This window comes from Methanobacterium sp. (assembly GCF_038562635.1).
Taxonomy (GTDB): domain Archaea; phylum Methanobacteriota; class Methanobacteria; order Methanobacteriales; family Methanobacteriaceae; genus Methanobacterium_D.
This window is the reverse complement of sequence record NZ_JBCFBO010000001.1, coordinates 1812484-1831422: the sequence shown is the minus strand read 5'-3', so window position 1 is coordinate 1831422 and position 18939 is coordinate 1812484. Positions and strand designations below refer to the sequence as shown.

Here is an 18939-nt window from a genome sequence, read left to right as displayed (position 1 = left end):
TAAGATATTATAGACTATAAAAGATCCACTTAAAATAAAAATCATAATCCAATAATTGAGAATATCTATTAAAACTCAAAAATAGGCATATAAAATATCAAGAATAGAATTAATTGGGGCACGTTTCCAACTTGTTAGTTATATGGGACACAGTGGAGTTAAATATATTCAGATAATGTTATAGTTTATGATCTAATTTTAAAAAATCAAGTAAATACACCTAACGTAAAATTAGACATTATAAAATTTTAATTAAAACTAGAATTAATTGTTGCTATGTTCCAACTTATTGTTTATATGGGACACAGCGAGATTTTTTTCATTATATGATTTTTAACAGAATATCGTTAAAACAAAAATTTGAGATTATTAAGCCTCATAACTAAGTTAATCCTTAAAATCAGATAAAAATTTAGTTTAAATATAAAATTAAAAGTTTTAGAGCGTCACACAAAAAGAAATAATTAACTGCTGCCTCCTTTCCAACTTGTTAATTATATGGGACACAGTGAAATTTTCGTTATATAAATTTTAATATACAAATCTTAAAACAAGAGTTTTGGGGGAATATTAATTTCATAATATGCTTAATTTTTAAAATCAGGTAAATATTTGGTTAAAATAGAGAATTAAAAATGTTAGATTATTAATATAAAAGAAGTAACTAACTGTTGGTCTCTTTCCAACTTGTTAGTTATATGGGACACAGTGGGACTATTCTCTTTCCATAATGTATCCTGCATTAAACTTTAATTTAAAGGTTTTTTCATAATATTGCTCTGCTCTGGGCGAAATAGTACTAATTGACCTGTCAGTAAGTTTTCCTGAGCAGTATTCATCTAGATCAGAGCGTAAATCGGGATTAAGTGATGTTTTATTTTTAATAAATGCAGTGTAAAGACATATGGCGGACAAAATTACCTCTATTTTACAGTTACCGCAGAGATTTTTCATGGCCCTGTCCTGGTTCATAATATATATAACCATCTCTTTGGCATCTATAATTGAGTAGGGATCCATTTTAATTAAACTGCCGATAATATCGACATATGAGTGATATTTCTCTATTCTCTGTTTTCTTTTCTTTTTAGCTTCATAGTTTCTGTCATATTTTCCATATGATTTTTTTGAAAGCTGTTTAATGTGGTTCCAGGTTTTATATTCATCTTTAGATGGGTTAATAAAAGAAGGGTCTTTATATTTGTTGTCCTGGTTTAAATCAACCGAATCTCTAAAAGAAACATAGCTCTGAGTTTTAGCCAATTCTGACACGTGTTTAGTGTAACCGCATGCAATACATTTATAAGAATCACTGTATGGATTAAAACATGTTTTAATGCCACATTTTGGGCATTTTGGGGCATTCCCCATGGTAGAGTACTGTTCGAAAGAGTCTAGCTCAAGTGTTTTGATCATGTTGTCAACGCTCCAAATACCATGCTTTTTTCAGTTAAGGTATAATTAACTGGAATTATCCGTTTTCCATAATTTAGAAGAGCGGATTATAATCGTTTAAATCAGCTTTTCTAGAGTCAAACTATAGATTTTTAGTTTTAAAAACTTTTGCCATTTTAAAAAATGTAAATATATATTAGTTGGTGACACCTTCAAAAATGAAAAAATAGTATAAACATGGTTAGAAGGGGATTAACAGGAAAATATCTACTAAAAATTGAGTCTTGCTAGAATTACATCCTCTTAAAGTTTCGGCTTTTATAACCTTTGCTTACAAATGCATTTCCCATGAGCAAAAATCTCCACAATTTATCCCTGTATTCCTCAGCATAATCAATATTAACTCTAGGTGCAGCTACAATATCTTCGTTACTCTTTAAACCAGTTTGATTTGTAATAAAAATTTCATCGCCACATAAATCAATTCCATTAATAGAAGTATTGATATTCATGGCCTGGCAGAGCTTTGAGGGACCATTAGTCAGATTTTTAAGATTACTTTTCCTGCTATCTGAAATATCAATTTTTCGTCGTTTTGCCATTAATTCCAGACCTTCCGCAGGTTCTAATCCCCTGATAAGCACTGCTTGAGGTATTCCTTCTTTCTGCGTTACTACATTAATGCAGTAATTATAACCGTGCAGCTGGTAAATATAGGCAAATCCCCCTGTTTTATACAGCGGGTCCATTCTTGGCGTATGCCTGCCTCCGTAAGAATGTGCACCTTTATCTTCGGGGCCCATATAAGCTTCTGTTTCTACAATTCTACCTTTAGTTATGCCTTCGGGAGTTATATGTACTAAAACACAGCCTAAGAGTTCTCTGGCTACAATCAACGTGTTTCTTTCATAAAATGATCTCTCAAGCTTCATTTACATCAGCTATTTATATTTCATTTAAAAGAGAATAATGTAACGGATATTATTAATTGAAATGTTATTTAATATTTAAAATGGAGAATTTTTATGAATATAACTGAAATGTTTTCTGATTCGTATATCTCGTATCCTTTTTCTAATTCCAAGAGGATACTGGGATTGGGGCTTTTATTCTGTTCTGGCGTATTTCTGATTGTACCTGCAGTATTTGCAGGTGGGTACCTTATGAGGATAATTGAAAACACAATAGAAGGCAACTATGAACTGCCCCCATTTGAAAACTGGAAAGGTATGTTTATCGATGGCTTGAAAGTCGCTACAGTGGTAATATTTTTCATGTTACCTGGGTTGATTTCTGAATTTGCATTGTTTGTGCTCGTAAAAATGGGATATGCAAATTTGAATCCGGGGCTCATGATCGGACTTTTTATGCTTACATCACTGTTTTATATTTCAGCGTATATCTTAAGTATTACAGCAATACCCCGTATGGCTTATAAAAACCAATTAAGAGCAGCTTTTGATTTTAAAATGGTGTTCAAGGATATAAAATGCATTGGTTTGAAAAAATATGCCCTTTCATTAACAGGGCTTTCAATAATGGCTGCTTATTTAATATTGTTTGCCGGATTTCTCCACATGATATTTTACAGTGTAGGTGCAATGATTTCTCTTAATGTATACATCACTGATTTTGCAGCTAATTTACTGATTTATCCTCTAATTATTGCATCTCAGGGGAGATTTATGGGGTTAATCTATTTAGAAAGGTTCCAAGCGCATGATTAAGTTTTTTTAGGTTATTTAACCTATCCCTATCTTTTTATATACTTGAAAACAGTCATGAATTAGGTTATATCTTATAACTTATAAGTTATAAGATATAAGGTGGAGGAGCTGGATTGGGGTCCTGTCAATTCTCCATCTGAACAAGTTTATTTTTAGATTTCATTGGGCTTTAGGATCTGGCTGCATCATGCCAAACATTAGGCCTCCAGGTTCAGCACACGTTGCATACCATCCAATGCATGGAATAGCAGCTTTTGGCCCTATTATACTGCATCCGATTTCTTTAACCTTTTCAATAGCTTCATTGAGATTTACGACAGGTACCGTTACCACTGACAAAGGTTTTCCATTGCCGAATGTTAAATCTTTAAGTTCTCCAATCCTTCCGTCTATTCCTGGTCCGTCAGGATCTCAAGCTTGAATTCGATAGTACTCAAATGGCAATGACATCTTTTCAAAGCGCCAGCCAAAAACATTTTCAAAGAACTGACGGGCTTCTTTGAGATTTTCAACAGATAAATCAAAGTAAGCAGGTTTCATGTATATCTTCTCATTTTTTTGTATCTTGAGTCATGGCCAGCAATATTTTGTCGGAGTAGTGGACATCATAGTATCTGAAATTGTCAAAAAAGGCTTTCAGATGTTTTCCACCTTTTTCAGTTATAACATACTCTTCAATTTCCTCAATTAAAAGTTCATGTTCTTTTAATGGATGTATCAGAATTTCAAACTGGCCTTCAAAGTCATAGTGTTCTTTACAGGTTGCATTTAGTTCACTAAGTACTGGAATGTAGTTATCAGGATGGAAAGCCCTTTTAAGGGATGTTATAATTTCGGGCTGTGTTTTGAGATCTTCTGCCCATAAAGCGTATAATATCCAGTTTCTGAATGCCATTAATTTATTCTCTTCCCAGCATTCTTCCAGTGGTAATTTATATTCCTGTGAATAATCTTCTTCTTCACCTCTTTGAGCTGAAATAGCTTCCCTGAGCAATCCAACAGCATCTCTGAAAATACCTGCTCCTACAAATAATCCTATAACTGCGTCTACGAAGTAAATACCATATATGGCAAAAATAGCACCTATAATAACTGAGGTACCGATGAATATGTGGTTTTTAGAGTCCACAGACTGTGATATTAATGTCAAACTGTTGGAAACTTTTCCAACGAAGCGCTGGTAATAGAATAAAAAGACCGCTGCCAATATGGCTATTCCTTCAACAGCTATAACCAGAAATGGTAGAGTCATAGGATCTGAATGCCCAGCTAGTGTTCCTAATATGTGGGTAACAGAGTCAAATAAAACGCTTATGGAAGCCACAAACAACCCTATTATTACCAGAATAGTACTTAGATCCTCTCTATGGTACTTGATTCCAAGCCAAACCATAATAGATTCAACTGTGTCCATAGTGGCATCTGTACCATCTGCTATTAATCCAACACTCCCGCTTATTATACCGCTGCCCAGTTTAAGTACTGCAAGGAATGCATCTAAAAAAGTAGTGTTTTTGGCAGTACTGGACGGTGTTAACTCACCCACTGCTGATGAGGCACTTTTTTCCATGTGCTCTCTGAATATTTTGGCATTTTTCAGACCTTCAGGGGTCAACTCATATTTGTTTTCATCGTTTAATTTAACCAAGTCTTTCTCAATCAGCTTTTTCATTTCCTCTTCAGGGGAACCTGTGGCTTTACTTGCTTTTCCGTCCTCTATTTTGGAGCGTATACTGGCAACTTTAAAGAACAAGTTTTGGGTTAACGGCTGGCCTTTACCAGGTAACTGTTGGTACCAGATCAGGGATAAAAATAAGATGGTTTTTTCCCATAGTTCCTCTTTACTTAATGGACCGTCCTTTAAAAGTGCCATCATCAGGAATTTATCGAAGCCTAATACTGGTTTTTCATCTTTCATATTATCGTCTCGGTCTTTTCATTGCAAATAATATTACCTTAAGTCTAATGACATGTTACTTGAATGTTTTTAAATATAATTTCATCTATAATTAGATATGGGTAGAATTATTAAATTTAATTACTGATAATACCTGTGATTATCTGAAGAATATGATTTGTATCAACTAAAAGTTATAATTTTAAAATAGGAGTTTATAATAATGGAATATAGAGATTCTGATTTATTTATGCCAACTAGTCGGATTGAAACATTAGTAGATGGGATATTTGCCATTGCAATGACTATACTGGTTTTAAATTTGGCTGTTCCTTCTATTAACGGCCCGGTAACTAGTGCTTCCTTCCAAAGCGCTGTTTATTCTATATGGCCTGATGTTTTATCATTTGTCCTTAGTTTTGTCCTTTTAGGTGTGTTCTGGAACATACACCATCGTACTTTTCACCAGATAGAAAAGGTGGATAAAATTCTGCTCTGGATAAATATGATATGGCTGCTTTTCATCGTTCTTGTCCCATTTTCTAACACTTTAACTGGGGGAGATTACGGTCAATTTCCGCTGGCTCACTTCATTTTCAATTTAAACATGCTGGGAATTGCAGTATTTCTTTCTTTAAACTGGTTTTATGCTGTTAGAAGGGGGTTGATCCATAAAAAAGTAGATCCTGTCAGAATATCTATCTATAAATGGGTTTACATGTCATTTATACTCATTACTCTGCTAGCTATGGGGCTCTCTTTTATAATCCCTCATTGGAGTTCTATTGTGTATATCCTGATAATTCCCACAGAATATTTGATAGAAAGACAAATGAAGAGTTAGTTCTGGTTAGGTTAATGATATTATTTAACTAATTGTAATCTAATTCCGGACAGATAAAATAGATAAAATTATCCTTCTTTTAATTCTTTAGCATATCTATTCAATGGATTATATTTAAATGAAAAAATTGTAATTGAATGTTCTATATATAAATAGAATGATCTTATGCAAGCTAAATGGAAATTTAGATTGGGGACTTTATCCTGAATAATTGGTATGGTTATACTATTAATTAGTTTATTAATTGGTAGAGTTGTACCTGGCGGGCTTGCTTTATTGGCATTAGGGTTTATTTTGATATCAGAATCAAGAAAAGAATGAAAAAATCTATATTTTAAATCTACGTTTTTAGTGGAAAGTTTAGGATTCTATTCAGTTAGACTTTAAATTCTATTTTTAATTTCTGAGTACCTGAAACAATCTACAACATGGTCATTAACCATTCCCACGGCCTGCATGAACGCGTAGCAAATGGTAGGCCCCACAAATTTGAAACCTCTTTTTTTCAAATCTTTGCTCATATTTTCAGATTGGGCGGTAAATGTGGGTAAATCTTCGGCATGTTTCCATTTACTTTGGATCGGTTTTCTGCCTACAAACTGCCAGATATAAGAGTCAAATGAGCTAAACTCTTCTTGGATCTTTAAAACAGCTTTTGCATTAGTGACCGCAGATAAAATCTTACGGCGGTTGCGTATTATGCCGGAATTATTCATTAGTCCCTCGATTTTTTCCTCGTTGTAACGGGAAATTTTAGCAGGATCGAAATTGTCAAATGCTTCACGATAATTTTCCCGTTTTTTAAGGACTGTAACCCAGCTTAAACCAGCTTGTGCTCCTTCTAATACCAGGAACTCAAAAAGAAGATTATCCTCATGGACTGGACTACCCCATTCCTGGTCATGATATTTTATAAGTAAAGGGTCTTTTTCAGCCCATGGGCAGCGGATTTTCATGTTTATTATTTTTGATTTAATGTTATTTGTTTTTGTAAGTTAAGGATCTATTTTATTCAACTTAAAGTGTTTTATTTAATGATAGGGAACATAGACGGGCTTCCAGATGTTTTCATTAACCAATTCCATAATATCCTCATTTGGGTTGATTCTGGCAGTTCCCTCCACAATAGCTTTCTTAACCACTGCTACTGCGATATTTCTGCTCACTTCCTGCAGTCTTGAGACTTCAGGAAGTAATCTGGAGTGGTGATCATCTTGCAGGTTAACAGAATTGCTCAGTTCTTTAACCGCAGCATCAATCATTCCTGATGTCACTCTTTTTGCCTGAGCACATATTATTCCTAGGCCTAGCCCTGGGAATATCAATGCATTATTACATTGGGCCACTGATATGGACTTACCATTTAATATAACATCAGGGTAAGGACTTCCTGTGGCTACAATGGCATTCCCATCTGTCCAGCGGAGTATATTTTCAGGAGTTGCTTCTGCCATTATGGGGGGGTTGGAAAGCGGGAAAATGATGGGATATTCCACACCAGAAGCCATGGCTTTAATTACTTCTATATCAAAGGCGTTATTCACTGCACTGGTACCAATAAGGATGGTGGGCTTTACATTGCAAACTACATCCAAAAGAGATGTAATTTTGCTCTTTTTATCCCAGTTTTGAGATTCTTCCTGTGGTCTGGCATATGAAGCTTTGAAATAATCTAGATTTTCTCTATCATTTGTTATAAGCCCCTGACTGTCCATAAGCCAGAACCTTGAACGGGCTTCTTGAGAACTCAGCCCTTCTTTTATCATCCATTCGCAGATCCTGTCTGCAATACCGCAGCCAGCTGTTCCAGCACCGAAAATCAATACTCTGTGATCTGATAGTTGGATATGGGTTAATTTTGAAGCATTGAGGATAGCTGCCATGGCAACGGCGCCAGTACCCTGTATGTCATCGTTAAATGTGCATATTTTATCCTGATATTGATCCAGATTACATCGAGCTTTTGTCTTTCCGAAATCTTCCCATTGAAGAAACACATCTGGAAATTTTTGTTTGACGGCTGTTATTACTTTACTTACAAACTGATCATATGCTTCTCCCTGGATCCTGGAATGACGCCAGCCTATATAAAGAGGGTCACGAAGTAACTGGGGATTATTGGTTCCAACATCAATCATCACTGGAAGCATTTTTTTGGGATTAATCCCTGCACATAGGGTGTAAATTACAATTTTAGCTACTGAAATTCCGATGCCATTGGCTCCCTGGTCGCCTATTCCAAGTATTTGTTCAGAATCAGTTAGAACTATCAGATCAATATCGTTGCTTAGGTTATTCAGGATCTCGTCAATATTGTTCTGATCAGGATATGAAATATAAATACCGCGGGGTGTTCTAAATTCGCTGCTGTAGTGCTGGATAGCCAGCCCTGCAGTTGGCGTGTAAATTATAGGCATCATCTCTTCAATATACTCTGATATAAGCCTGAAAAAGAGGGTTTCATTGGTATTGTAAAGATTATTCAAAAATATATTCTTCTGAAGGTCATCTGTCTGCAAAGAATATTGATGATAGGCTCTTTGCATCTGATCCTCTATAGTTTCTATAACAGGCGGCAGCAGGCCCTTTAAGAAAAATTTTTTTCGTTCTGTATCACTAAAAGCAGTGCCCTTATTTAATTGGGCTGATCTTAGGAGTTGAATACCTTTAAGATCAGTTTCAATGTATTTGATTCGATTTTTTTCCATATTTTCAGCTATAAATCTAACTAAAAACCCTCCCTTTTTAGGAAATATTGTTACATATAATATTAATATTTTTTAATAATATCATATATATTTTATGGGTTTATGTGGATTTGTTCTTCTTAGTCTTCTAATTTAGAGCCTTAATTTATTTTAAGGAGATATATAGCTGAAATTAGATGTAATATTGTTATAAATAGTTTTTAATGGAAAATAAATTAATTTTTACCAAAAACGTTTTAACATACTCCTTGATTAGACGTTAAAGCTATTATTAATTTTTATTTTCAAGTAGTAGATATAACCTCTACTGTTCTAATTATTTCTTATTTTTTCAACAGCTTCTTCTACGCTACATCTTACATATTTATTTTCATCTTCTAAAACTAGAGTTAAAGGTTTTATAGCCTTTTTATCTCCTATTTCTCCCAGACTCCAAACAGCATTATTCCTGACAATAAACTCTTTATCTTTTAATGCTTCAATTAAAGGCTTTACCGCATTTTTGTCTCTGGAAATGCCCAGGTATCTAGCTGCTTTCCACCGGATATTCGTATCTTTATTTTTTAAAGCACTGATTACTACTGGTAAAGCATATTTATTTTTAATATTACATACAGTTTCCAGGGCGAGGGCTCGTTTAATTGGATTATTCCCATTCAAATTTTTAATTAAAGAATGGAAGTCAGTTGATTTTTTATGTGGTTTATGAAGTTCTATATCATGTGATGAATTTTCTAAGATTTGAATTTCCATATTTGTTTGATACTTTTTATAACAGGAAGGACAGAAATAACTGTAATTTCCTTCTGGAATGAATTCTTTTCTACATTTGATACACTCTTTAGATAATGTATTTATGCATGATGGGCAAATAAAAGAGTTTTCGTCTTCAAAAACGAATTCTGTGTTGCAGCATTCGCAGGTGCGAATTCTTTCTGCACAATCTGGACAGTATTTTAATTTATAGAGCTGGGAAATAGGAAAAGGCTTATTGCATTTAATACACATACCATAAGGCTTATTATTTGTAGATTTAATCACATCTGCACAATATTTGCAGTATTTATGGTCGTAAATTTCCCATGGAGCTATAATTTTACCACATATGATACATCTATTGAAGGATACACTTTCTATTATCTCAAAATTAGATTCATTTTCATATTTTTCTAGTTCATAAACCGTTACATCTGAATTTAAACTGACTCTATCGTATAGATCAGGCTCTCCTTTCATTTAACTCACTTTCCCGCAATTTTGCCTCATATAATATTTTTAGTTAATACTGTGATATGAATGATGTAACTTTTAAATTTTCCGATATATTAATAATAATTTATTAACTGATTATAACTAAAAAAAAGACCAAAATACAATTTAAATATAATATTTAACTTAATATCATTTAAAAATTATTATAAAATATTATTTACTTTATCTAACCTATAAAATAGAATATTAAACTTAATTATATGTTTTTAAATGTTTGTAATTAGTGAAAATACAGAATAAGTAATAAATACCTTTAATTTTAAATTATTAATTAATTAATCGGTATTTAGATTTTCAGCAGTTAAAATTAAATTTTAATTTGTATTAAAAGTACCTTTTAAGTAGATTATCTACAAATTTGAGAAATAAATTGGAATATCTAAATTCTAAACTAGATCTATGAATATTTTAAGGGATTACTCAAAATTTAATTTTTTTTAAAGAGCATAATTAAATTCCTGCTGACAATTATAGTCTGACAGGAATTCCTCTTTTCTTTAAATATTCTTTGACAGAACCTACAGAATACTCTTTAAAGTGAAAGATACTGGCAGCTAAAGCGGCATCTGCTTTGCCTTGTGTAAACGCGTCGTAAATATGTTGTGGATTACCTACACCACCAGATGCAATGACTGGAATATTTACAGATTCACTTATGGCTTTGTTAAGATAATTATCGTACCCATCTTTGGTTCCGTCGCGGTCCATAGATGTTAACAGGATTTCTCCGGCTCCGCGTTCTTCACATTCAATTGCCCATGCAATTGCATCGATTCCAGTGAATTCACGCCCGCCATATATGCTGCAGTCAAACCAGCAGTAGCCTTTATCTGTTTCAACTATGATCTTATCATCGCTTTCTTTTGGGTTTTCAACGTAGTGGCGCTTTGCATCTATCCCGATTACACATGCCTGTGAACCTACAACTTTTGAAGCTTCATTAATAAGATCTGGATTGTGAATAGCGGCTGTGTTTGTAGAACATTTGTCAGCACCTGCTTTTAGCATGTTAACATAGTCTTCGGGCTTTCTTATCCCCCCGCCCACGCAAATTGGAACGAATACATTTTCAGTAGTGGCTTTAATAACATCAGTCATGGTCTCTCGACGCTCGTGAGATGCCGTAATATCTAAAAATACAATTTCATCCGCCCCTTCTTCATAGTAACGAGTTGCAAGGTCAACAGGCTCTCCAGCATATCGAATCTGCTTGAATTCAACCCCTTTTACAACCCGCCCGTGTGGCACGTTTAAATCACAGTCAAGGCATGGTATAATTCTTTTTGCAAGCATGTTTATTTCCTCTTTGAGCTTAATTGATTTTTTTAAAATTAAATATTTTGAAGACAGTATTTTTTTATTAATCTAATTTACTGTGTAATAATTTATACTATATCCTATATAAAAAATTTAATTTACAGACTAAAGCCTTTTAAATGCATAACTCAGCTTATTTTAATGATTTTAAGGTAATTTTAATTTATATTGATAATACATTGGCGGTGTATTTTGCTAATTAAGTAATACTATTTAATAAAAAGCTAATATTTATATGGATGAAAATCTAAGGAGTAATGGTGGTAATATGATATTGGAAAATTTTAAGAGAGAGTCGCTGATACCATTGCCTGTATCATTTATTTCTACAGTTAGTGAAGATGGCGTTAGAAACATAGCACCTTATTCATGTGTCATGCCTATTTTACGCCCATTTGATCTGGTTTGTGTGGCTTCAGCGAAAATGAGAGATACATTTGTTAACATTAAAAGCACAGAAGAATTCGTTATCAACATGCCTGGTGCGGATATGGCTGATAAAGTGATACCAACAGCTATGCATGTTCCTTTCGATGTTAATGAATTTGAACTGGCAGATTTAAAAGAAAGACCTTCTACAAAAGTTCAAGTGCCTGGAATTGAAGGCTGTTACGCGTGGATGGAATGCAAACTCCACAGCATGCACGAAGAAGAATATAATGGTGTCCCTTATTTGCTGATTATGGGTAAAGTGGTACATCTGGAGATAGATGATAATGTTTACAACCCTGAAGATGGTTCCTGGGATCTAGAAAATGCTAAACCGTTAATGATGACAGAATCAGACAAGGGAATGCATTTCTGCACTGTTAAGAGTATTGATAAATTCGAACCTTATGGGGCCATGTTTGAAGATGGTAAAGATCCATTATCCTGGATGTATGAGAAAAAAGAGGTACCAGGTACAGGTAAATGAGCAGGAAGTATTGTTATGCCAAAGATAATTATTAGTGGAAGAGGCGGCTGTGGAAAAAGTACTTTAGTGACTTTAATGGCCAAAGAACTTAAAGAACAGGGAAAAACAGTTTTAGTAGTAGATTCAGATGAATCTAATTTGGGTTTAGGGGTAATGCTTGGAGTTAAACCTGCAGAAAATGCACTTATGGATTATTTGGGAGGCAAACCTGCAGTAATGGGCAAGTTAATGGCCCAAATTAAAGAAGAAAAAAACGAGCAGGCGGAATTTTTCATGGAAAACTCTGATCTGAATAGTTTATCACCAGAATTTGTCAGCTGGAATGGGAATCTGGCTTTAATGCAGATCGGAAAAATTGAACACACTATGGAAGGGTGTGCATGTCCTATGGGCGCTATAGCACGGGATTTCCTGAACCACCTGGCAGTAGAAAGAGACCAGTGGGTTTTAATAGATACTGAAGCTGGAGTAGAACATTTTGGAAGGGGAATAGTGGAAGGTGCAGATTCAGTTTTGATGGTGGTTGATCCTTCTAACGATGCTGTTTTATTGACTGAAAAGGCAGCCAAGTTAACTGAAGAAGCAGGGAAAAATTTTGGTGCTGTTTTAAATAAAGTTGATGAGAAAACAAGGCTAATTTTAGAAGAGATGCTGGCTGCAAAAAACATAACGATTAAAGGTATTTTGCCTTATTCGTCTACCCTTGCCCAGACAAACCTTCAAGGTGAATCTTTAGATATGCATTCTGCCATAGAAGAGCTGAATAAGCTGATAACTGGCATTACATAAATATAGATATTTGTAGTGCTGGGGTTTTAACTATTTCTTGACTATAGGGGATAACAGTTTCTTCTATTTTTTTTATTTCATCGGCAAATTTATAAGGTAGCTTGAAATATATTCTTTTTTCAATAATCTAAAAAATAAAAGTATTACAGGTGATAATATGGAAGAGTCAATACGGATATTACCATTTTCAGAAGTTACTAAGTTTCATGGACATGTTTGTCCAGGGACCGCTATAGGATACCGTGCAGCTGAAATAGCCATAAAAGAGCTTGGTTCAGATAGGGCAATAGATGAAGAGTTCCTGGCTATTGTGGAAAACGACAGCTGCAGTGTTGATGCAATACAGGTTGTAACAGGATGTACTATGGGTAAAGGAAATTTAATATTTAAAGATCATGGAAAAAATGTGTATTCATTTGTAAACAGGAAAACTGGGGATACTTTGCGTCTGTCTTTAAAGATGAGCATAGATGAAATGGACCCTGAATTTGCTGAAATTAGAGAAAAAGCTTTTTCTGGATCTGCCAGTGAAGAAGAAAAATCAAAATTTGAAGAAAAAAAGGATAAAGCCTCTTTTGATATCCTTGACATGCCTGATGAGGAATTATTCAAAATAGAACATGTTAAAATTGAAATTCCTGAAGAAGCCAGGATATTCCAGTCAGTTAAATGCGCTAAATGTGGTGAAATGGTGGCAGAGCACAGGGCACGAGTAGAAAATGGCAGCATCGTGTGTATTCCATGTTTCAATGATTATTCAAGGACTTAAATTCAATTTTTCTTTTTTTATCAAATTTAACGTTTATTAGATACTACAAATTTGTTAATAACATTGGTATTGGCATGAAAGTAAAAAATGAAGTTAATTGAAATCTTTAAAAATTTTTACTTCAGTTTAATACCCCTTTTTAAAAATATTACTTAAAATGGATTTTTTACTTTTTAAGTATTACAAAATAGAGTTTTTTGAGTATTACATTTTTAATTTCTGCTTATAAATGTGTTATTATTATAATCTAAATTATTACCTTTGAACGGCCTCTTTATAAATGTATTATTACTTGGATCGAAAGTATTATAACTTGTTTTGCTTAACTTATACAAAATGGAGGTGATTTTATAAATTCAAAGGTGATAGCGTGTATTATTGCGATTGTAGTATTATTAAGTGCTACATTGATCTATGCTTTAGGTTCAGATAATTTAAGTTCAAGTAGTGGAAACACTGTTTCTATAACTGATGTTGCAGGCAGGACTGTTCAGGTCCCTGCACAGGTAAATAAAGTTGTAGGGACAGGGTGTTCAGCTAGAGAAATAGTGTACCTGAACGCCAGTGATAAACTGGTTGGAATAGAACAGATAGAAACTAATTCAACAGGAGGATGGGGAAATCAACTGCCTTATATCATTGCGCATCCTGAACTGATGAAGTTACCTGTGGTTGGAAATGCAAAGACGGATACCGTAAATTATGAAAAAATAGCAGAACTCAAGCCAGATGTGGTATTTGCTGGAACTGCAGAACAAGCAGATGAAATCCAATCTAAAACAGGTATTCCAACTCTTGTTGCATATGTGGGTGCAGTTGGAACATCTGATCAGATGAATACATATAAAGACTCTTTAAAAATGATGGGAAAAGTTTTAGGTAAGGAAGATAGGGCAGAAGAACTTACAGGTTACATTGATTCCACACAAGAAGACCTTGCAAAACGTACTAGCAATATTAACAGTAATAAAACAGTTTATCTTGCAGGACAGGCTTTCTATGGAACTCATGGTATTACATCTACAAATCCATATTACCCTCCGTTTGTAATGTTAAATGCTTCAAATGTTGCAGGTGGAATTAACAATACAAATGCTACCATTCATGCTATTCAAATAGATAAAGAGCAGTTGATAAATTGGAACCCTGATTTCATCTTCGTTGAAGGTGGCAGTATAGCTACAATAGAAAATGATACAGCTAAAAATCCGGAGTATCAAAATATTACTGCCATTAAAAACGGTGATGTTTATGGGGTATTAACCTACTGTCTGTACAGTTATAATAAGGATGAAATGTTTGCAAATGCTTATTATATTGGAAAAGTGCTTTATCCTGAACAGTTTAAGGACGTAGATCCAGAGAAAAAAGCTGCTGAGATATTTACCGAGTTCGATGTTGGAAATGGTGAATCAGTTTACAGTACATTAAAGACACAGTATGGTGGTTTTAAACAACTGAATCTTTAATTTACTTTTTTTTATTTTTTGAGGTTTAAGAAATGGTATGATTTTCTGAACCACAAAATCCTCAAAAATCATAGATTTTTGGGACCCTCAAACGCGAAGTGTTTAATGCCTGCAAAATTTTTAATTTTGCGGCCGAGGAAACAGAGTTTCCTCAGGCATCGGAAGTCATTGATTTCCGAAAGGTTAGAAAAGCTCCGCATTTTCTAAAATTTTAAAAATAAAATTTTGAGGTGATAATATGAATATTACAGAACGCCCTGGAATATCGTTGGAAAGACTGCAGAGCACTGTTGAAGATGCTGTGAATGGTTTAAAAGTATTTAACATCTTAAAAACTTCGATAGAGATGGGAATTTTTGATATTTTAAATAGGGATACAACGTGCAGGCAGATTTCTGAAAAACTTGAAATTGAGCCAGTGCTGACATATTATCTCTTAGAAATACTTGTTAAATTAGGGCTGGTAGAGAAAGTAGGGGAAAACTATAAAAATACATCTGTTTCAGGAACATATTTGAATTCTGAATCGAATTATAAGAGGATTAACTGTATATTATCTATGGAAGAACCGCTTAATCTTTGGAATAACTTAAAACATACCTTAAAAGGTAAAACAGCAAAAAAAGATGAGAACTTTTTCCAGTTCATTATACAGGTAATGGCTGAAGATGCCCTATGTGGTGAGCTGCAGGATACAGTTGAACTGGTGGCGAGCTATGGTGAATTTAAGAATGCAAAAACTTTACTTGACCTTGCAGGAGGCCATGGAATGTATTCAATCGCGTTTGGCCAGTTAAATCCTGATCTGCAGTGTTACGTGTTTGACTTCCCGGATGTTTTGGGAGAAACAAGGAAGTTTATTGAGAAGTATGATTCCAGTGTTCAGACTATTCCTGGAAATTTTTACACCGATGATTTTGGCGGAAGTTACGATGTTATATTCTCATCGTACAACCCTGGAGGTAAAAATCCTAAAATCGCTGAAAAAGTTTACAATTCATTAAATCAGGGAGGATTATTTGTAACTAAGCAGTACTTCCCTGAAGCTGACTCAAACTCGCTGGAAGATCTTTTAGATAATATGGAATGGAACTTCACCAACTTTGAGAAATCCAATAAAGCGAAGGAGAGGTTCACATTTAAGGATGATTTGACATTTGAAGAATATCTTTTATTTTTAGAAGATCTTGGATTTTCTATAGTGGGCATACATCGCATAGACCATTTTAACACGTCTTTTGGAAATAAAGCACAGGATAAAATGATAATAGCTAAGAAAGTGAGTTAATCTTGATAATTTAACCATATTGGTTGTATTTAAAAAACCATCTAAGATGATGGTTACAGTTTTTTTTTTATTTTGCTGCTCTTGGTGTATGTTCTAATTTTAAATGGGGATCCATGATCATGTATTACAAAATGCCCCTTTTTGAGTATTACATTTTTGAAATTTGCTTATAAACGTGTTATTATCGCTTGTTTAAGTATTACTTTAAAAGAGTTCATTTATAAATGTATTATTACTTAGATCGAAAGTATTATAACTGATTTTGCTTAATCTATACAAAATGGAGGCGATTTTATCAATAGGAATTTTATAACGGGTGTTATAATTATAGGGGTATTATTATGTGGAACTTTGATCTATGCTTTTGGTTCAGGTAGTGCAAGTTCAGGTAATGGAGGTACTGTTTCCATAACTGACGTTGCAGGCAGAACTGTTCAGGTTCCGGCACAGGTAAATAAAGTTGTTGGAACGGGATGTTCTGGCAGGGAAATTGTATATTTGAATGCCAGTGATAAGATGGTTGGAATAGAACAGGTAGAAACCAATTTTACAGGAATTGGATCTACGCTGCCATACATAATGGCCCATCCTGAACTGATGAACCTTCCTGTTGTGGGGGATGGAAGTAAAAATATAATAAATTATGAAGAAATAGCCAAACTCAAGCCAGACGTGGTATTTGCCAGAAGTGCAGATGATGCAGATTTAATACAAAATAAAACAGGTATTCCTGCAGTTGTTGTGTATACTGGGGCTGTAGGAACATCTGATCAGATGGATACCTATAAAAAATCTTTAAGAGTAATGGGAAAGGTTTTGGGTAAGGAAGACCGGGCAGAGAAACTTATTAGTTATATTGATTCCACTCAGAAGGACCTTGCAAACCGAACAAAGAACATTTCAAGCAGCAGTAAACTGACAGCATATGTTGGTGGACAGGCTTACAGGGGAGCTCATGGCATTACATCTACCAATCCGTACTATCCTCCGTTTGTAATGTTGAATGCTTCAAATGTCGCAAGTGCAGCAAGTAATATGGCCAATGCTACTTCAAATGCAGTTCAAATAGATCCAGAACAGTTGATATCATGGAACCCTAACTTTATATTCATTGAAGAGGCCAGTTTAGCATCTGTAACTAACGATACCAGTAAAAACCCAGAGTACAACAACCTTAAAGCTATAAAGGACGGAAATGTTTATGGAATACTAAGTTACTGCGCTTACAGTTACAATAAGGATGAAATGTTTGCAAATGCTTATTATATTGGAAAAGTGCTTTATCCAGAGCAGTTTAAAGATGTAGATCCAGAGGAAAAAGCCGGTGAAATATTCACCAACTTTGATATTGGAAACGGGGCATCGATATACAGCAGCCTGAAGGAGAAGTATGGAGGATTCAAACAGTTAAATCTTTAAATTCTTTTTTATTTTTTTAATGGTTGAAGAAATGCCACGCATTTTGAACCAAATTTTACGAATTACGGGGTGAAGGAGATGAATATTACAGAACGTCCAGATGTTTCAGCAGAGGACCTACATGGACTTATTGAAAATACTTTAAACTGCTTAAAAATATACAATGTCCTTAAAACTTCCATAGAACTGGGAGTTTTTGACATTTTAGAACAGGAAATGACTTACACGCAGCTTTCTGAAAAACTTGGAATTAAACCAGTAATGGCAAACTACCTTTTAGAGATACTTGTAAACCTGAACCTGGTGGAAAAATCAGGAGAGCTCTATAAAAATACGAGATCCTCACAGCTATATTTAAACTCAAAATCTAGTTATAGTAGGATTAGATGCATATCTGCTTTAGAAGAGAATGTTAATCTATGGAATAACTTATCTAACAGCATAAAAGGGAATATAACAAGAAAAGAAGAGGTTATTTTTCCTATGGTTGTGCAGAGAATGGCTGACGACTGCTTATGTGGAGAACTGCAGGACACAGTTGAACTGTTGTCAGACTACGATGAATTTAAGAATGCAAAAACTTTACTTGACCTTGCAGGAGGCCATGGGATGTATCCTATTGCATTTAGCCAGGTGAATCCAGACTTGCAGTGTTATGTCTTTGACCTTCCGGATGTTTTGGAAGAAACTCGGAAGTTTATTGAGAAGTATGATTCCAGTGTTCAGACTATTCCTGGAAACTTTTACGTCGATGATTTTGGCGGAAGTTATGATATCATCTTTTCATCTTACAATCCTGGGGGTAAAAACCCTGAAATCGCTGAAAAAGTTTACAACTCTCTGAACATGGGCGGACTATTTGTAAATAAACAGTATTTTCCAGAAGACCAACCTGGTTCTTTAGAGGATGTTCTGGATGATATGGAATGGAATTTCACCAATTTTGAAAAGTCACATAAAACAGCTAGAAAATTTACATTTAAAGGAGACCTGCTGTTTGATGAATACCTGGAATTTTTGGAAGACCTGGGATTTTCAGTGGTGGACGTTCACAAGATAACTCGTTTTAACACCCCTTTTGGAAGAATTTCAAGGGACAAAATTGTAATAGCTAAAAAAGTGAGATAAA

General features: G+C 34.3%; 18 protein-coding genes. 10 read left to right on the top strand and 8 right to left on the bottom strand.

Annotation, left to right across the window (positions count from 1 at the left end; all coding sequences use genetic code 11):
• Positions 1 to 714: 714 nt before the first annotated feature.
• A complete protein-coding gene (locus AAGU07_RS08835; RefSeq protein ID WP_342458739.1) occupies positions 715 to 1416 on the bottom strand; it encodes a hypothetical protein in 702 nt (233 codons plus the stop codon).
• A gap of 272 nt (positions 1417 to 1688) precedes the next feature.
• Complete coding sequence (locus tag AAGU07_RS08830; RefSeq protein ID WP_342458738.1) at positions 1689 to 2327, bottom strand: DNA-3-methyladenine glycosylase; 639 nt, start codon at positions 2325 to 2327, stop codon at positions 1689 to 1691.
• Between the two features lie 93 nt (positions 2328 to 2420).
• Between AAGU07_RS08830 and AAGU07_RS08825 the strand changes: the two genes are divergently transcribed.
• Complete coding sequence (locus tag AAGU07_RS08825; RefSeq protein WP_342458737.1) at positions 2421 to 3122, top strand: DUF4013 domain-containing protein; 702 nt, start codon at positions 2421 to 2423, stop codon at positions 3120 to 3122.
• Between the two features lie 187 nt (positions 3123 to 3309).
• Positions 3310 to 3543 carry a hypothetical protein gene (locus AAGU07_RS08820; protein WP_342458736.1) on the top strand — a complete coding sequence of 78 codons (234 nt, stop codon included), beginning with the start codon at positions 3310 to 3312 and terminating at the stop codon, positions 3541 to 3543.
• Here the strand turns inward: AAGU07_RS08820 and AAGU07_RS08815 are convergent.
• Positions 3534 to 3662, bottom strand: a complete 129-nt coding sequence (locus tag AAGU07_RS08815; RefSeq protein ID WP_342458735.1) for a hypothetical protein — start codon at positions 3660 to 3662, stop codon at positions 3534 to 3536. The two genes, AAGU07_RS08820 and AAGU07_RS08815, sit on opposite strands and share 10 nt — an antisense overlap.
• Before the next feature lie 10 nt (positions 3663 to 3672).
• Positions 3673 to 5040 (bottom strand): cation transporter, encoded by a 1368-nt coding sequence (locus AAGU07_RS08810; RefSeq protein WP_342458734.1) that lies wholly within the window; start codon positions 5038 to 5040, stop codon positions 3673 to 3675.
• 202 nt (positions 5041 to 5242) lie between these two features.
• Here AAGU07_RS08810 and AAGU07_RS08805 point away from each other — a divergent pair, with 202 nt between their 5' ends.
• Positions 5243 to 5863 (top strand): TMEM175 family protein, encoded by a 621-nt coding sequence (locus AAGU07_RS08805; protein ID WP_342458733.1) that lies wholly within the window; start codon positions 5243 to 5245, stop codon positions 5861 to 5863.
• Positions 5864 to 6246: 383 nt separating this feature from the next.
• Here the strand turns inward: AAGU07_RS08805 and AAGU07_RS08800 are convergent, their stop codons facing one another.
• From AAGU07_RS08800 to hisF, 4 genes are all read right to left on the bottom strand, one after another.
• Positions 6247 to 6819, bottom strand: a complete 573-nt coding sequence (locus AAGU07_RS08800; protein WP_342458732.1) for a DNA-3-methyladenine glycosylase I — start codon at positions 6817 to 6819, stop codon at positions 6247 to 6249.
• Between the two features lie 75 nt (positions 6820 to 6894).
• Complete coding sequence (locus tag AAGU07_RS08795; RefSeq protein ID WP_342458731.1) at positions 6895 to 8571, bottom strand: NAD-dependent malic enzyme; 1677 nt, start codon at positions 8569 to 8571, stop codon at positions 6895 to 6897.
• Between the two features lie 312 nt (positions 8572 to 8883).
• Positions 8884 to 9807 carry a HEAT repeat domain-containing protein gene (locus AAGU07_RS08790; protein WP_342458730.1) on the bottom strand — a complete coding sequence of 308 codons (924 nt, stop codon included), beginning with the start codon at positions 9805 to 9807 and terminating at the stop codon, positions 8884 to 8886.
• A 504-nt stretch (positions 9808 to 10311) separates the two neighbouring features.
• Positions 10312 to 11136 carry an imidazole glycerol phosphate synthase subunit HisF gene (gene hisF, locus AAGU07_RS08785; RefSeq protein ID WP_342458729.1) on the bottom strand — a complete coding sequence of 275 codons (825 nt, stop codon included), beginning with the start codon at positions 11134 to 11136 and terminating at the stop codon, positions 10312 to 10314.
• A gap of 292 nt (positions 11137 to 11428) precedes the next feature.
• On the opposite strand from hisF, the gene AAGU07_RS08780 reads away from it, so the two are divergent.
• From AAGU07_RS08780 to AAGU07_RS08750, 7 genes are all read left to right on the top strand, one after another.
• Positions 11429 to 12076, top strand: coding sequence for a flavin reductase family protein (locus tag AAGU07_RS08780; protein WP_342458728.1), 648 nt, complete (start codon positions 11429 to 11431; stop codon positions 12074 to 12076).
• A gap of 15 nt (positions 12077 to 12091) precedes the next feature.
• Positions 12092 to 12865, top strand: a complete 774-nt coding sequence (locus AAGU07_RS08775; RefSeq protein ID WP_342458727.1) for an AAA family ATPase — start codon at positions 12092 to 12094, stop codon at positions 12863 to 12865.
• 157 nt (positions 12866 to 13022) lie between these two features.
• A complete protein-coding gene (locus AAGU07_RS08770) occupies positions 13023 to 13634 on the top strand; it encodes an FmdE family protein (protein WP_342458726.1) in 612 nt (203 codons plus the stop codon).
• 407 nt (positions 13635 to 14041) lie between these two features.
• Positions 14042 to 15103 (top strand): iron ABC transporter substrate-binding protein, encoded by a 1062-nt coding sequence (locus AAGU07_RS08765; RefSeq protein ID WP_342458725.1) that lies wholly within the window; start codon positions 14042 to 14044, stop codon positions 15101 to 15103.
• 238 nt (positions 15104 to 15341) lie between these two features.
• Positions 15342 to 16391, top strand: a complete 1050-nt coding sequence (locus tag AAGU07_RS08760) for a class I SAM-dependent methyltransferase (RefSeq protein WP_342458724.1) — start codon at positions 15342 to 15344, stop codon at positions 16389 to 16391.
• A 351-nt stretch (positions 16392 to 16742) separates the two neighbouring features.
• Complete coding sequence (locus AAGU07_RS08755; RefSeq protein ID WP_342458723.1) at positions 16743 to 17810, top strand: iron ABC transporter substrate-binding protein; 1068 nt, start codon at positions 16743 to 16745, stop codon at positions 17808 to 17810.
• A gap of 78 nt (positions 17811 to 17888) precedes the next feature.
• Positions 17889 to 18938, top strand: coding sequence for a class I SAM-dependent methyltransferase (locus AAGU07_RS08750; RefSeq protein WP_342458722.1), 1050 nt, complete (start codon positions 17889 to 17891; stop codon positions 18936 to 18938).
• Position 18939: the final 1 nt, after the last annotated feature.